This window comes from Nesterenkonia sp. DZ6 (assembly GCF_022565835.1).
GTDB lineage: Bacteria > Actinomycetota > Actinomycetes > Actinomycetales > Micrococcaceae > Nesterenkonia.
Genome location: NZ_JAJOYW010000003.1, coordinates 97,270 through 111,660, shown reverse-complemented (window position 1 = coordinate 111,660; position 14,391 = coordinate 97,270). Strand labels below are relative to the sequence as shown.

Here is a 14,391-nt window from a genome sequence, read left to right as displayed (position 1 = left end):
CTGAGCCGGCGCGCAGGTCACCGGCGCCAGGGTCCGCGCTGATGGCGGCGAGACCGGCACCGGAGTCTGTGCCGTCCCGCGATCCGCGGCCGATGGGCCGGCAGATCCTCGCCCTGGCGGTCCCCGCCCTCGGGGCGCTGGTGGCCGAGCCGCTGTTCCTGCTGGCGGACACCGCGATCATCGGCCGGCTGGGCGTCGACGAGCTCGCCGGAGCGGCGCTGGGGATCACCGTGATGCACACCGTCACCGGACTGATGATCTTCCTGGCCTATTCGACCACCCCGGCGGTGGCGCGCTTCGTCGGCGCCGGTCGGCTCTCCCGGGCGCTCGCCGCGGGCCGCGACGGGCTCTGGCTCGCGGTGATGCTCGGGGCGGTGCTGGCCTTCGCCGGACTGGCGTTCGGTGAGCAGCTGCTCCTGGCCATGGGCAGCTCCGCAGACATGCAGGTCCACGCCTGGAACTACCTGCTCTGGTCGCTGCCCGGGGTCCCGGCGATCCTGCTGGTCTTCGCCGCCGTCGGAATGCTGCGCGGGCTGCAGGACACCAGGACCCCGCTGGTGGTGGCCGCCGTCGGCTTCGGCGCGAACATCGTGCTGAACCTGATCCTGGTGCACCCGCTGGGGCTGGGCACCGCCGGAGCCGCCCTCGGCACCTCCATCGCCCAGTGGGGGATGGCGATCACCTATCTGGTGATGCTGATCCCCAGGATGCGGGCAGCCGGAGTGCCCCTGGGCGTGGACCCGATAGCGCTGCGCCAGGCGGCCAGCGTGGGGTCCTGGATGATGCTGCGCACGGTCTCGCTGCGCGCGGCCATCGTGGCCACGGTCCTGATCGCCACCGATCTCGGACCGCACACCCTCGCCGCGCACCAGGTGGCCTTCACCATCTTCTCCACCCTGGCCTTCGTGCTCGACGCCCTGGCCATCGCCGCGCAGGCACTCATCGGCAAGGAGCTCGGCGCCTCCCGGGTGCAGGAGGCCAAGGCGATGACCCGCACGATGACCCGCTGGGGACTCGGGTTCGGCGTGATCACCGGCGGGCTGATCGCGCTGGCGGCGCCCTTCGCCCCGGCCCTGTTCACCCCGGACGATCGCGTCGCCGCCGGCGTCACCGCCGCGCTGCTGGTCATGGCCGCGGCCCAGCCGCTCGCCGGCTTCGTCTTCGTGCTCGACGGCGTGCTCATGGGCGCCGGCGATGTGCGCTACCTCGCCGTCGTCGGGCTGCTGAACCTCGCGGTGTACCTGCCGCTGCTCTGGTGGATCTCCAGCGCCGGTTTCAGCGGCACCGAGGCGATCGTCTGGCTCTGGGCCGGATTCGCCGTGGTGTTCATGGGTGCCCGCGGGGTCACGCTCGGGGTCCGGGCCTACGGGGAGCGCTGGATGATCGCCGGCGAGCAGCGCTGAGCCGCACCGCTGGGCCGGGCACCCTGCCTGGGTCGGGCCGCCGGGCCGCAGCGGTAGACTCTGCTGCGTGCCTGTGAAGAAGATCCCCGCCGCCACCGCCGAAGAGCTGACCCGACCGGTCTGGCTCCGCGCGGTCATCACCGTGATCTTTGCCGTGGTCGCGATCTTCTGGCAGGAAGAGACCGTCACGCTGTTGAAGATTTCCATCGCCGGGTTCTTCGTACTCGGCGCCACGGCCGTCTGGGACTACGCCAAGGTCGAGGCGGTGCCGATCAGCCTGCGCGGACCGCTGGCCATGGGCGCCGCGGCCTGGGTGCTCTCCGGGGTCGCTGTGATCTTCGTCAACACCGCCGCCGCGGCCGCCGTGATCGCGGCCATCGGGTTCGCGGCGATGGGCGTGGCCGAGCTCGTCGGAGGATTCAGGGCCCGGCATGACTTCGTCCCGGCGCGGGATCAGATCATCCTGGGTGCCGTGGGCGTGCTCACCGCGCTCGGTCTCGCGATCGGCCTCCAGCTGGACCCCCATGGGATTCTCGGGGTCGCTGGGATGGGCGTGGTCATCATGGCGGTGGTGCTGCTGATCAGCGGCGCCGGACTGCTCCATGACGCCAAACGGGGGCGTGCGTCGACTCAGTGAGTCGCTGAATCGTCGCCGTTCTACTACAGGACGTAGAATTGACCTGGTGGTGCCACGCCGCAGGCGCAGCCCACCCGAGACCAGATACCGATGCTCAGGAACGAGGAACTCCCAGTGGCTGAAGACGATAAGGGGCGCCGATCTCTGCTCGAGACGGTCAAGGCTCCGCTGATCTTCTCCTTCGCCATGGGATTCGTGGCGGGATTCGTCACGCTGATCACCTCCTCCGGCGGCACCGACAACCCGGCACGGCTTGACCTGGGGCTGATCGCGTTCGGGATCGGCTTCATCGCCACGCTGCTGGTGATCTCGATGCTGCACCTGGCCTCGCGGGACAACCCGGAGCACCTCTCGGAGGGCTCGGGTGTGAATCGGAACTCCGAGGAGCTCTACCGCCAGCAGGTGGCGACGCGCCGCGAAAAGGCCCGCCGCAAGAAGGCTGACGAAGCGGCCCAGGCCCGGCGCGACGCCGGGGAGCCCGAGGACGGCGACGAGCCGACCTACGGGCGTCGCGACGACCGCCGCTGATCCTCGACCTCCACCAGGTCTGGCCGCGCTGCCCCCTTAGGAGGGCACTCGACGCTTCGAGGCGCGCTGCGCCCCATCGGGCACGCCGTCACATCTCGGATGCTCGAATCTGGGCACGCATGAACCCCGCACCCGCCGAGTCCGGCGCAGCAGCGCCTTCCTCGGCCGGCCCGGGGTTCATGCCCCCGACTGACAAGCACGTCACAGCCTCCTGTTTTCCGTGACGGTCCCTCAGTCGTGCGGCTACGTCTTGGCCTTCTTCTTCTCCTTCTTCAGCTTCTTGGCTGATTTCTTGTCACGCTTCTCCATCAGCTCATCACGCATCCGGTCGCGGAACTCCTTGGCCGCCCTGGCGGACTGAGAGGTGGGCACTTCGATCTGTGCCGCCTTCTCTGCCGCGCTCGGCTTGACCAGTCGCGGACTGTCCAGCGTGTCCGAATGCGCTACAGCGTGCCGACTCGAGTGTGCGACGGGGGCCGCCGCCTCGGGTGCGGTGGAGAACGTCTTGCGGTGTGCTGCCTGACGGGCCCGGTAGGCCCGCACATGGGCGCGGTTGGCGCAGTTGCCGAAGTCGCAGAACAGCCTCGAGCGATTGCGGGTGAGGTCGATGATGACCGCATCACAGCCTTCGCCCTTGCAGGTGCGCATCCGCGCCGTCTCATCCCGCACCACCAGGTGCTGGATGGCGGTGGCCATACTCGCCGTCATCACATCTGCGAGCTCCTTCGACGCCGGCACCGGCTCAGCGCGGTACTCGCCATCTGAGCCGCGGGCGACCTTCAGTCCCACGCCGCGCAGGAGCTCGTTGAGCACCTGGATCGGGGCGTCGGATTTGATCGGGGTCGCGCTCCAGATCTGCTGGACCTTCTCACGCAGGTGCTGGATCTTCTCCAGCTGCGTCCGGTCAGCGCCGGAGGGTGGCCAGCGCAGGGCCGGATCCCGCGAACTCAGATACTCCTTGAGCTGCGTCACCGTGGTGAGCTGATCCAGACCGGGCGTGGCGCTGCGCAGTCCTTCGCCGGTGTTGACCAGGTCGGCTGCCGCTACGAGGGTTCGGTCAGTATCCACATCGAACATGCATCTCCTCTCCCGAGGTCATAGCACCCGGCCGAGATCCGCGGCCTCGCGGCGGCGGGCGCTGGTGTGCCGCTAATGTTAGTCCATGTGGGGTCAGGGCCGGGGGTCCTTCCGCCGGGCTGAGGGACGTTCAGTCGTCAGGGCCGAACCGTTTCTGCAGCCTGGAGAGTGAGGCCTCGATCCCTCGACCGTTGCGGGAGTAGACCTTCGACGCCGTCAGGGCCGCTCGCATGAGTCGGTTCTGAGCACGTGCGTCGTAGGACTCGGTGACCAAGGTGCTGTCCGTGCCCGGCCGGATCGGAGTCATCTCCCAGCGCCACCGGTGCCCTGTGGGCTGGACCCATTCCAGCACCCCCGGTCGCTGCGCCGTCGGCCACTGTGAGGTCAGCACCCGAAGCGGCAGCGTATAGGGGACCCCGAAGACGCGCATCCGGACGCTGAAGCGATCGCCGGTCTTCAGCTGATGCGGCCCGATCGCCTGGCTCTGGACGGTGCCGGATCCGTCGATCTCGTGGTGACGATGCGGATCTGCGACCAGTGCGAAGATCTCCTGCGCCGAGGCGGCGACTTCGGCGCTGAAGGCCACCACGTGGACGCCGCGGTCTACCTGCTCGGGTGGGCGCGGAACGTTTCGGGGGTCAGATGGTGAGGATGCGGGTGTGCTCATGGGCCTCAAGTCTAGGCCGGCGGTCCTGACAGCAGAGGTCCGTTCGCCGGGAGTTCACCGCACCAGCTTGCAAGAAGCTCCCCCTGCGGCAAGGCTTGGGCGGTGATCAACTCCACCTCCACCCACGGCACAGCTCGCCGGCTCGCGGCGCAGGCCGCGGTGGAGGAGGCCTCCCATCCGGCGGAGACCACCCGTTCCCAGGCTGAGACGCAGGCCCGGCTTCAGGTGCTGATCGAGTCGCGCGCCATCTGGTGCGCCATCGGAGGGGCGCTCATCGGGCTGGGAGCTGGATTCTTCGTCTTCACCGATCATCGGCCGCCGCTGGCCGGAGACGGGTCGATCCAGGTGTATGGATCCATCGTCGGCGGGGTCACCGCCGGGCTCGCCTTCCTGCTGGGCTTCTCGCTGAACACCAGACTGGCCAACATCTGGCTGGGGCAGCGGCCACGGATCCGCCAGGTGATGGACACCTTGGCGCTGCTGGTGGTCCATTCCTCGATCGCGGTGATGGTCGCGCTGGGACTCTTCCGGGTCTTCCAGGAGGCGTTCATCGGGCTGACCGTGGACTACATCGCCGGTGCCGTGCTGCTGGCGATCGTCGGCGGCACTTCGGGGTACTTCAGCTTCAACTCCGGCGCGCGGATCAATGCGTTCACGCTCTCCACGCTGCTTGCGCTCTTCACCGCCTCAGGGGTGCTGGTCTCGATGATCTTCGCCGAGAACCCCTTCTGGTGGCATGTGATGTTCTCCGAGCTGGGCACCGGCCAGGCCGGGCTCACCTCCTTCTGGACCTTCAACACCACGCTGGTGGTCTCCGGGACGATCATCACCACACTCACCGCGTTCATCACCCGCGACCTGGAGATCTGGTCTGACCACATCACCAGCACCCGCGAGCAGGAGCTGCAGCGGCGGCAGGAGGAACGCCGCCGGCGCAGCGGCAGGCTGCCGGTGGGGGCGCGGCTCGCCGCCGCGATGACCCGACACGTCTGGCGGCCGCGGATCGGGATGCTGCGAACGGTGATGATCAGCATGGGCGTCTCGCTCGCCGGGGTCGGACTGGTGCCGATCAGCCTGCACCATGACATCCACGTGGTCTTCACCGCCGGCTTCGGACTGTCCTTCTTGATCTTGCTGATCGGCATGCCCTATCTGCTGCCCGGCTTCCCGCGCACCTTCTACCTGATCAGCTACCTCGCCGCGGCGGCCGTGCTCTTCGCCGTCGCCCTGTGGGAGCCCATCGGCTATTACAACCTGACCTCCCTGGAGCTGATCGGAGCCGCTGTGCTCTTCTCCTGGATGGTCGTTTTCATCCGCAACATCGCCGCCCTGGTCGCCCAGCTGAAAGGTCCCCACACATGAAGCGAGCCGCCGTCGTCGGGTCAGGTCCGAACGGACTGACCGCCGCCTGCCTGCTGGCCCAAGCCGGATGGGAGGTCACCGTCTACGAGGCCGCCGCCGCACCCGGGGGCGCCATGCGCTCGGCCGAGCTCTTCGCCGGGGAGCTCGGCGGCGCGGTGCCCGGCGGGGAGGGCGTGATCAGTGACCTCGGGGCCAGCGTGTTCCCCTTCGGCCCGCCGCCGGTCCCCGGCGTCATGCGCCACGGCCTGGAGTACGTCCACGCCTCGATCCCCGCCGCCCACGGGCTCGACGACGGCGCCCCTCCAGCCCTGCTGGAGACCTCGGTGCGTGCCACCGCCGCCGGGCTCGGCCCCGACGGTGCCGCCTGGACCCGAGTCTTCGGACCGGTGGCCCGGGACTGGGACCAGGTGCTGCGCGCAGGGATGACCCCGATCACCGCGCCGTGGACCAACCTGCAGTCCGACTCGGCAGCGCGTCGACTGCAGTCGCTGCTGCAGATCGGTGCCCGCGGCGCCTGGCCCTCGACCTGGCTGCAGCAGATCTTCGCCGAGGCGCCGGCAAAGGCGCTCTTCGCCGGTCTCGCCGGGCATGCGACCACCGACCTGCGCAGGCCGCTGACCTCAGCCTTCGGGCTGCTGCTGGGGACCGCCGCGCAGGTGACCGGCTGGCCGATGGCGCGCGGAGGCTCCGGCGCGGTGGTGCGCGCCCTGGTCGCGGAGCTTGAATCCCACGGCGGCACCGTGGTCACCGGCCGCCGGATCCTCGGCCTGGAGGATCTGCGCGAGCCCGGCAGCACCGGTCCCGGCGGACACGTCCCCGACGCGGTGCTGCTGGACCTGACTCCGCGCCAGCTGCGCAGCTTCAGCGGCCTGCGGCTGCCGCGCGGATATTCGCGGGCGCTGAGCAGCTGGAACTACGGCACCGGCATCGTGAAGATCGACTATCTGCTCGAGGGTCCGATCCCGTGGCGGCACGAGTCGATGGGCCGGGCCAGCACGGTCCACCTCGGCGGCGGCGCGTCCCAGATGGCGGCTTCGGAGGCCGCAGCTGTGCGCGGCACCCTGCCCGGGCGGCCCTATGTGCTGCTGACCCAGCCCGCCGCCGCCGATCCCTCCCGGACCCCTGATGAGCGGACCGTGGCCTGGGCCTACGCCCATGTCCCCGGCGGGCTCTCCGGGTCTGCGGTGCCCCGCGCCGCGAAGATGATCGAAGCCGAGATCGAAGCTCAGGCCCCCGGGTTCGGTGCGTCGGTGCAGGCACGCAAGCTCTGGAGCCCCGCGGATCTGCAGGAGTGGAACCCGAACCTGGTGGGCGGCTCCATCAGCGCCGGTGCGCCGACGCTGCGACAGTTCCTGGCCCGGCCGGTGCTGCGCGCAGATCCCTACCGGGTGCCCCAGGCCGGTGGCGAGGCGCCGGGAACTCCCGGGCTGGCACGCTCCGGCGGCCCAGGACCCGAGGTCTACCTCTGCTCCGCCTCGACACCTCCGGGCGGAGGCGCCCACGGGATGGCCGGGTTCCACGCGGCCCAGTCAGTTCTGCGCCGGCACTGACCGGGTAGCACTGACTGGGCAGCGCTGACTGGGCGCGGGATCAGAAGCCGCTGAAGGCCAGCAGCCCCGCGACCACGACCATGATGGCACCGACGAAGATGTCGAGCACCTGCCAGGTGCGCGGCCGGTTGAGCCACTTGGAGAGCACCGCCCCGCCGAGGGCCAGCGAGCTGAACCAGACGATCGAGGCGATCACCGCACCGGCGGCGAAGAGCCAGCGCTGATCCCCGAAGGTGTTCGCCATGGTGCCCAGCACCACCATCGTGTCGACCCAGGCGTGCGGATTGAGGATGCTCACGCTGAGCCCGGTGGCGGCGATCGAGGAGATCCGGGTGACCTGGACCTGCTGCGCCTGCTTCACGGCGGTGCCGCCTGCGCCGGAGGAGCCGGGCGCGCCATCGTCGTCGGCGTCCTGGCTGGAGAGTTCGACATGGACCCCGGGCTTCAGCGCCTGCCCCGCGCGGCGGGCCGAGCGGAAGGAGCGGTAGGCGAACCAGGTCAGGTAGGACACGCCCAGCCAGCGCAGCACCTCCATCAGCCACGGCGCGTGATCGAGCACCGCGCCGACGCCTGCGGTGCCCAGCGCGATCAGCAGGATGTCGCCGAAGACGCAGCAGGCCACCGCCAGCAGCACGCGATCGCGACGCAGGCCCTGGCGCAGCAGCCAGGCGCTCTGCGGGCCGATCGCGACGATGAGGGCCAGGCAGGTCAGGAGTCCGGTGAGGAAGATGGTCATGGCTCCATCTTGGAGTCTGTACCATCATCCGCACCAGCTCAGGATCCTTCACTATCTGAAGCAATGCTTCAGATATGCCGGTAGACTTGACCCATGAACACTGATCACCTGCGAGCCTTCGTCGCGGCGGTGGATGAGGGGACCTTCGAGTCCGCCGCCGCGCTGCTGCAGATCTCCGGATCCGCCTTCTCCCAGCGGATCAAGGCGCTGGAGAAGGAGGTGGGCCACGTGCTCGTCACCCGCACGGTCCCGGTGGTGCCGACCGAATCCGGGGCGGAGCTGCTGCGGATCGCCCGGCAGACCGTGATGCTGGAGGACGAGGCGCGACGCAGCCTCGGCTTCCACCGGATCCCCGGCGAGGCGGCGCCCACGGTGACCCTCTCTGTGGCGGTGAACGCGGATTCCCTGGCCAGCTGGTTCCTGCGGGTGCTGCAGGAGGCCGCCACCTGGGACGACGTGGAGCTGCACTTCTACGCCGAGGACCAGGAGCACACCCACGAGCTGCTGCGCAACGGCACGGTGGCCGCCGCGGTGGCGGAGAATCCCTCGCCGGTCTCCGGGTGCCGCTCCACCGTGCTGGGGGTCATGCGCTACTGGCCGGTGGCCAGCACCGAGCTGCTGGACCGGCACCGCTCCGCGGCAGGGGTGGTGGACTGGCAGCGGGTCCCGCTGGTGGAATACGGCATCCGGGATTCGCTGCAGCGCACCGGTCTGCGCCGACTTGGGGTCTCCGGAACCCCGACGACCCATATGGTCCCCTCGGTGGAGGCCTATAACGCAGCCGTCGGCTATGGGCTGGGCTGGGGGATGATTCCCGAGTCGATGATGCCGCCCGGGGTGATGGAGGGGACGCACCGGGATCTGGTGATCGTCGAGGAGATCGGACTGCAGGAGACCACCCTGCACTGGCAGCACTGGTCCAGCACCACCTCGGCGATGGATCGACTGACCGCCGCGGTGCGCCGGGCCGCCGCGCGCATGAGCTGAGCGTCCCGGCCCGGAGGTGCTGAGGGTTCCGGCCTTGAGGCGCTGAGCCGCGAGGGATCCAACAACCTCTAAGTCTTTAAAATTTTGAGGAATGGAGCGGGAATGAGTGGTGTTGCACCAGCCATGAGCATCAGCACAGAGCGCCACAGCGACCAGTTCGAACTCGGCCTGCACACCTTCGGAGACGTCACCAAGACCCTCGACGGTGAGCAGGATGTCCCGCAGCCTCAGGTGCTGCGCAATGTCCTGGCAGAGGCCAGGATGGCCGACGCCTCGGGGGTCGACGTCATCGGCATCGGCGAGCACCACCGCCCGGACTATGCGATCTCGGCACCCGATGTGGTGCTCTCCGCGATCGGCGCCGCCACCGAACGGATCAAGCTCACCTCTGCGGTCACCGTGCTCTCCTCCGACGACCCGGTGCGGGTCTACCAGCGCTTCGCCACCATCGACGGGCTCACCAATGGCCGTGCCGAGGTCTCGCTGGGCCGCGGCTCCTTCATCGAGTCCTACCCGCTCTTCGGCTATGACCTCTCCGATTACGAGCAGCTCTTCGAGGAGAAGGTCGAGCTCTTCACCCGGCTGCGCTCCGAGACCGCGATCAGCTGGCAGGGCAGCACCCGCGGCCCGCTGAAGAACCAGGAGATCTACCCCAAGACCGATCACGAGCACGGTCTGCCCACCTGGATCGCCGTGGGCGGCACCCCCAATTCGGTGGTCCGGGCCGCACGGCATGGCCTGGGACTGGAGCTGGCGATCATCGGCGGCGCCCCGGAGCGTTTCCGCCCGCTGGCCCAGCTCTATCAGAAGGCGCTCGATGAGTTTGGTCACAGCGGCAACCGTCGCATCGCCGTTCACTCCCACGGATTCGTGGCGCCCACCGACGAGGAGGCGCTCGACGTCTTCTACCCGTCCTGGGCCGAATCGATGGCGAAGCTCGGCCGTGAGCGCGGCTGGGGCAACGGTCATCCGTCCCGGGCGCAGTTCGAGCAGGAGGTCCACCAGGGAGCCCTGTATGTAGGCTCCCCAGAGACCGTGGCCAAGAAGATCGCGCGCACCCAGAAGCTGCTGGGCAACAGCCGCTTCGGCATGAAGTACGGCAATGCCAGCCTGGCGCACGAACACATGATGAGCGCCGTCGAGCTCTACGGCACCCGGGTCAAACCTCTGGTGCTGGACATGCTCAGCGACTCCTGAGCACGCCGAGGCAGTGTCAGCGCGCCGCGAGCGCGCTGACACTGCCTCGGAGCCGAACGGTACTGTGATGACATGGCATCGCAGGAGACGTACGAAGACACGCATGAGGAACACAGCACGGGAACGGCGCCAGGGGAGCAGGACACGCAGAACCAGGGCCAGGTCGACCAGTACAGCGGAACTGATCTGCCCGTCCGTGACGGCAGCATCGTGGTCTACTCCGACCCCGGCCGCACCTCGCTGCTCGTGCGCAAGATGCTCCAGCAGCCCCAGCGCGGCCGCAACTCCGGCTGGGCGCGCGGCGCAGAGGTCACCCAGGAGCAGGTGCTGATCCCGCTGCGCGAGGATGCCACATTGGACCTCGTCGTGGCCAAGCGCTGGGCCCGCGAGGCCGAGGCCGATATGACGGTCATCGTCACCGAGATCCCCCGCATGGCCGGGGAGCGGCCCAAGACGGCGGAGCTGCACTTCGCGGACAGGCTCGCCATCATCTCGCTGCCCGCGCTGGGACCGGCGTTCATCATGCATTCGCTGCGACGGGAGCTGCATCGAGTGGTCACCGCGCTGTTGAACGAGTCGGTGGATGCCGCGCGCCAGTACGGCGGCTACTACGCCCATGTCGAGGAGCAGAAGGGCGACGACACGTTCTTCATCTCCCCAGGGATGCTGTTCCCCGGGCGGCTCTGGATGACCTTGGGCATGGTTGCGGCCAACGAGCCGCTCTGGTCCCTGCCCAAACTCTCCGGCGTCTTCGCCGCCGCCGCCGCCACCGGCGCGTTCGGCATCTTCTTCACCACGATCTGGGAGATGGCGAGCTTCCTGCCGCACTGGCGGCTGGCCATCGTCTCGGTGGCCGCGGTCGGCATCGTCAGCGCCTGGCTGATCATCAGCAACCGGCTCTGGGACCGGTCCGCCGTCGTCGGCGGTGCCCGGGAAGCGGCCATGTACAACATCTCCACCGTGGTGAGCCTGCTGACCAGCGTCACCGCGCTGTACTTCGTGCTGTTCGTCTCGATCCTGGTGGTCGGGCTGCTGCTGATCGAACCCGGGTTCATGGCCGACGTCCTCAGGCAGGAGACCGGCTTCATGAACTACGTGGAGATCGCCTGGCTCTCGGCCTCGCTGGGCACCTTCGCCGGCGCCATCGGGGCCAACTTCGACGACAGCGTGAACCTGAAGAACCTCACCCAGGGATCCCGAGAGCTGCAGCGCTACCCCAAGGACGCGGAGCAGCGCTGAGGTGCTTCCGGTCTCTGCGCTGGGCTCCCTAGGCGATGAGGGTGAGTCCCCAGACGGTGAGCAGCGCGAACCCGGCGCCCCAGAGGATGACCGAGACCAGCATCCAGGCCATCACCGCGTGACGTGAGGCGCCGAAGGACACCATCAGCGGGGCCGTGAACTGGCTCGGCAGCGCGAGCGGCCCGAGGATCGAGACCCCTGGCACGCCGAAGCGATCAAAGATCCGCCGGACCTTCTCGCGCTTGGCGGACTTCTCCGGGTCCATCTGCTGCGGGCGCTTGTGCAGGATCGCGGTGCGCACCCAGTGGGCGACGTAGACGACCAGGATCAGCGAGAGCATATTGCCGACGACGGCGGCGATGAGCGCCACCGCCGGGTGCATGCCCGCGAGGATTCCGATCGGAGCTCCGAAGAACGACTCCACAAAGGGAATGGCGGAGACCAGGATGACGCCGAGCCACTGAAGTGCCGCTGGCAGGCCCTGGGTCCAGTTCTGCAGGCCTGCGACCCAGCTGTCCCCGTCCACGGTGGTGGCGACGTCGGTGGCAAGTGTGAGTGATTCGAGCATTGCCTCAGTATTTCGGAGTATCGCCCGGGCTGCGTCAGCCCGAGGGGTGATCCGTGGAGAGTCTTGTCCGCATCTCCTTGCACTTGTGCAAAGTTGTATCGGTGCATAAGATGCACTAGTGCAAGAAAATCTGACGCAGCGCAGGCGCAATCAGCGCGACACCTGGAACGCCATCCACCAGGCCGCCTTCGCCCTGGCCTCGTCCGAGGGACCCGGCGCAGTCACCGTGGATGAGATCTCCGCCAGGGCGGGCGTCTCCCGCCGAACGTTCTTCAACTACTTCCCGGTGAAGGAGGACGCGGTGTTGGGGACCCGATCAGCGGAGCTGGACCCGGCCGTCGTCGAACGCTTCCAGGCCTCCACCGAGGATGAACTCACCCGCGTGGTGCATCTCTTCGTGTCCGTGGTGCGCACCTGCCTGCCCGAGGAGACCGCCGCGCAGCGCCGGGCGATCATCGCGGAGCACCCGCAGCTGCGCGCCAGGCTCGCCGAGCTGCTCGCGCAGGTGGAGCGGCTCGTGTATTCGGCCGTGCACGCCGAGGCAGACCAGGGCGGGATGCGCCTGCCCGAGGGAGCAGGCACCCACGCCTTCGAGGCGCTGCTCGCGCTCGCCGGCGGCATCACCAAGTTCGCCTTCACCCGTTATCACGAGGCCGGCGCGGAGAGCCTGGATCCCTTCATCGGCGAGAGCATCGCCCTGTTCAGACAAGTCGTGGAGACCACCCGATGACCAGCCCCGAGACCTCTTCGACGCCGAAGCTCACCCCGCCGTCCGAGGCGAGTGCCACCGCCGAGGCCGCGGCGCCCACCGGTGCTGCGGAGCCCGACGCGGCCGGCGCCGACGCCAGCTCCCCGCCCGAGACCGGACACCTGAAGTGGATCTTCAGCGCCCTGATCCTCGCCATGCTGATGGCCGCACTGGGTCAGACCGTGCTGGCCACCGCGCTGCCGACCATCGTCGGTGAGCTCGACGGCGTGGAGCACATGGCCTGGGTGATCACCGCGTTCATCCTCGCCTCGACGGTGATGATGCCGGTCTACGGCAAGCTCGGAGACATGTTCGGGCGCAAGCCGCTGTTCATCTTCGCGATCATCGCCTTCGTCATCGGCTCCGCGCTTGGGGGCGCGGCGGACAGCATGGCCCAGCTCGTCGGGGCCCGGGTGATCCAGGGGATCGGCGGCGGTGGACTGATGATCCTCTCCCAGGCGACCATCGCCGACGTCGTCCCGGCGCGGGAGCGCGGCCGCTATATGGGCGTGATGGGCGGGGTCTTCGCATTCGCCTCGGTCGCCGGGCCGCTGCTGGGCGGCTGGCTCACCGACGGTCCAGGCTGGCGCTGGACGCTGTGGATGAACGTGCCGCTCGGCGCGCTCGCGCTGATCGGGATCGTGCTGCTGCTGAAGCTGCCGCCGCGACCCCCCGAGGCGCGCGGCCGGATCGACGTGTGGGGGATGGCGCTGCTGGGAGTGGCCACCACCGCCGTCGTGCTGATCGCGACCTGGGGCGGGGGAGAGTTCGCCTGGACCTCGCCGATGATCCTGGGCCTGCTCGCCGCGATGGTCGTCTCGGGGCTGCTCTTCACCTGGATCGAATACCGGACCCCCGAACCGATCCTGCCGCTGATGCTCTTCCGCAACCGCAACTTCGTGCTCACCATGGTCGCCGGACTGATCACCGGTGTGGCGATGTTCGGCGCGCTGGGATATATGCCCACCTACCTGCAGATGGTCACCGGCTACACCCCGGCCCAGGCGGGGATGCTGATGATCCCGATGATGGGCACGCTGCTGGTGGCCTCGGTCGTCGTCGGCCGCAGGGTGAGCAAGTCCGGGCGGTATAAGCGCACGATGGTGGTGGGCAGCGTGATCACCGCGCTGGGCCTGGGGCTGCTCTCCACGGTCAGCGCCGACTCCCCGGTGATCCTCGAATGCCTCTACCTCGGCGTGCTTGGGCTCGGGCTGGGCTGCACGATGCAGCTGCTGACCCTGGTCGCGCAGAACTCCTTCGCGCTGCGCCATGTGGGCACCGCGACGGCGGGACAGAACTACTTCCGCCAGGTCGGGGCCACGCTGGGCGCGGCCGTGATCGGCTCGCTCTTCGCGACCCGGCTCACCGAGATGCTCACCGAACGGCTGCCCGCCGACGCCGCCGGCGGGGTGGGCGCGAACTCGCTGACCCCGGAGCTGGTGCGCGGGCTGCCGGACTCGATCCAGGCGGTGGTCGTGGAGTCCTATAACGAGGCGCTGGTGCCGCTGTTCCTCTGGATGGTGCCGCTCGCGCTGATCGCCACCGTGATGCTGCTCTTCGTGGAGGAGAAGCCGCTGGCCACGACGCTGGACCGCTGAAGCAGGCGCTCCTTGCGCCGCCGCGTTTCATCTACTGGGCGATTTGAGGGAGTTTCCGGGTGGGATTCGGTCCGAAAAGCCCCCAAATCGCCCA

At 68.8% G+C, this 14,391-nt stretch carries 14 protein-coding genes; 10 read left to right on the top strand and 4 right to left on the bottom strand.

The annotated features are described in order from the left end of the window. Positions 1-41: 41 nt before the first annotated feature. From LTH93_RS09025 to LTH93_RS09015, 3 genes are all read left to right on the top strand, one after another. The gene (locus LTH93_RS09025; protein ID WP_241465759.1) at positions 42-1,403 is read left to right on the top strand and encodes an MATE family efflux transporter; all 1,362 of its coding nucleotides are present in this window, start codon (positions 42-44) and stop codon (positions 1,401-1,403) included. 67 nt (positions 1,404-1,470) lie between these two features. Continuing rightward, positions 1,471-2,040, top strand: a complete 570-nt coding sequence (locus LTH93_RS09020) for a hypothetical protein (RefSeq protein ID WP_241465760.1) — start codon at positions 1,471-1,473, stop codon at positions 2,038-2,040. A 114-nt stretch (positions 2,041-2,154) separates the two neighbouring features. Continuing rightward, positions 2,155-2,568: a hypothetical protein gene (locus LTH93_RS09015; RefSeq protein ID WP_241465761.1), complete on the top strand. Its 414-nt coding sequence runs from the start codon at positions 2,155-2,157 to the stop codon at positions 2,566-2,568. Positions 2,569-2,811: 243 nt separating this feature from the next. On the opposite strand, the gene LTH93_RS09010 is transcribed toward LTH93_RS09015, so the two are convergent. Together LTH93_RS09010 and LTH93_RS09005 are read right to left on the bottom strand one after the other, a co-directional pair. Next, positions 2,812-3,645, bottom strand: coding sequence for a CGNR zinc finger domain-containing protein (locus LTH93_RS09010; RefSeq protein WP_241465763.1), 834 nt, complete (start codon positions 3,643-3,645; stop codon positions 2,812-2,814). 130 nt (positions 3,646-3,775) lie between these two features. Beyond that, on the bottom strand, positions 3,776-4,312 hold the full coding sequence (locus LTH93_RS09005; RefSeq protein WP_241470757.1) for an SRPBCC family protein: 537 nt from the start codon (positions 4,310-4,312) through the stop codon (positions 3,776-3,778). A 102-nt stretch (positions 4,313-4,414) separates the two neighbouring features. Between LTH93_RS09005 and LTH93_RS09000 the strand changes: the two genes are divergently transcribed. After that, positions 4,415-5,674 carry a hypothetical protein gene (locus LTH93_RS09000; RefSeq protein WP_241465766.1) on the top strand — a complete coding sequence of 420 codons (1,260 nt, stop codon included), beginning with the start codon at positions 4,415-4,417 and terminating at the stop codon, positions 5,672-5,674. Next, positions 5,671-7,224 (top strand): phytoene desaturase family protein, encoded by a 1,554-nt coding sequence (locus LTH93_RS08995; RefSeq protein WP_241465767.1) that lies wholly within the window; start codon positions 5,671-5,673, stop codon positions 7,222-7,224. The genes LTH93_RS09000 and LTH93_RS08995 overlap by 4 nt, the downstream gene beginning before the upstream one ends. A 40-nt stretch (positions 7,225-7,264) precedes the next feature. Here the strand turns inward: LTH93_RS08995 and LTH93_RS08990 are convergent, their stop codons facing one another. Further along, positions 7,265-7,960: a LysE/ArgO family amino acid transporter gene (locus LTH93_RS08990; RefSeq protein ID WP_241470756.1), complete on the bottom strand. Its 696-nt coding sequence runs from the start codon at positions 7,958-7,960 to the stop codon at positions 7,265-7,267. 93 nt (positions 7,961-8,053) lie between these two features. Here LTH93_RS08990 and LTH93_RS08985 point away from each other — a divergent pair, with 93 nt between their 5' ends. From LTH93_RS08985 to LTH93_RS08975, 3 genes are all read left to right on the top strand, one after another. Beyond that, a complete protein-coding gene (locus LTH93_RS08985; RefSeq protein ID WP_241465770.1) occupies positions 8,054-8,947 on the top strand; it encodes an ArgP/LysG family DNA-binding transcriptional regulator in 894 nt (297 codons plus the stop codon). A 123-nt stretch (positions 8,948-9,070) separates the two neighbouring features. Then, positions 9,071-10,144 (top strand): LLM class flavin-dependent oxidoreductase, encoded by a 1,074-nt coding sequence (locus LTH93_RS08980; RefSeq protein ID WP_241465772.1) that lies wholly within the window; start codon positions 9,071-9,073, stop codon positions 10,142-10,144. A 72-nt stretch (positions 10,145-10,216) separates the two neighbouring features. Continuing rightward, positions 10,217-11,383, top strand: a complete 1,167-nt coding sequence (locus LTH93_RS08975; RefSeq protein WP_241470755.1) for a hypothetical protein — start codon at positions 10,217-10,219, stop codon at positions 11,381-11,383. 28 nt (positions 11,384-11,411) lie between these two features. On the opposite strand, the gene LTH93_RS08970 is transcribed toward LTH93_RS08975, so the two are convergent. Further along, a complete protein-coding gene (locus LTH93_RS08970; protein WP_241465775.1) occupies positions 11,412-11,951 on the bottom strand; it encodes a small multi-drug export protein in 540 nt (179 codons plus the stop codon). A 118-nt stretch (positions 11,952-12,069) separates the two neighbouring features. On the opposite strand from LTH93_RS08970, the gene LTH93_RS08965 reads away from it, so the two are divergent. Continuing rightward, on the top strand, positions 12,070-12,681 hold the full coding sequence (locus LTH93_RS08965; RefSeq protein WP_241470754.1) for a TetR family transcriptional regulator: 612 nt from the start codon (positions 12,070-12,072) through the stop codon (positions 12,679-12,681). Beyond that, entirely contained in the window at positions 12,678-14,297 is a 1,620-nt protein-coding gene (locus tag LTH93_RS08960) for an MDR family MFS transporter (protein WP_241470753.1), read from the top strand. The genes LTH93_RS08965 and LTH93_RS08960 overlap by 4 nt, the downstream gene beginning before the upstream one ends. Positions 14,298-14,391: the final 94 nt, after the last annotated feature.

Excerpts from the sequence above, each read along its gene's own strand:
- LTH93_RS09025 (WP_241465759.1), top strand. The coding sequence starts at position 42 with ATGGCGGCGAGACCGGCACCGGAGTCTGTGCCGTCCCGCGATCCGCGG.
- LTH93_RS09010 (WP_241465763.1), bottom strand. The coding sequence starts at position 3,645 with ATGTTCGATGTGGATACTGACCGAACCCTCGTAGCGGCAGCCGACCTG.
- LTH93_RS09005 (WP_241470757.1), bottom strand. The coding sequence starts at position 4,312 with ATGAGCACACCCGCATCCTCACCATCTGACCCCCGAAACGTTCCGCGC.
- LTH93_RS08995 (WP_241465767.1), top strand. The coding sequence starts at position 5,671 with ATGAAGCGAGCCGCCGTCGTCGGGTCAGGTCCGAACGGACTGACCGCC.
- LTH93_RS08990 (WP_241470756.1), bottom strand. The coding sequence starts at position 7,960 with ATGACCATCTTCCTCACCGGACTCCTGACCTGCCTGGCCCTCATCGTC.
- LTH93_RS08985 (WP_241465770.1), top strand. The coding sequence starts at position 8,054 with ATGAACACTGATCACCTGCGAGCCTTCGTCGCGGCGGTGGATGAGGGG.
- LTH93_RS08980 (WP_241465772.1), top strand. The coding sequence starts at position 9,071 with ATGAGCATCAGCACAGAGCGCCACAGCGACCAGTTCGAACTCGGCCTG.
- LTH93_RS08975 (WP_241470755.1), top strand. The coding sequence starts at position 10,217 with ATGGCATCGCAGGAGACGTACGAAGACACGCATGAGGAACACAGCACG.
- LTH93_RS08970 (WP_241465775.1), bottom strand. The coding sequence starts at position 11,951 with ATGCTCGAATCACTCACACTTGCCACCGACGTCGCCACCACCGTGGAC.
- LTH93_RS08960 (WP_241470753.1), top strand. The coding sequence starts at position 12,678 with ATGACCAGCCCCGAGACCTCTTCGACGCCGAAGCTCACCCCGCCGTCC.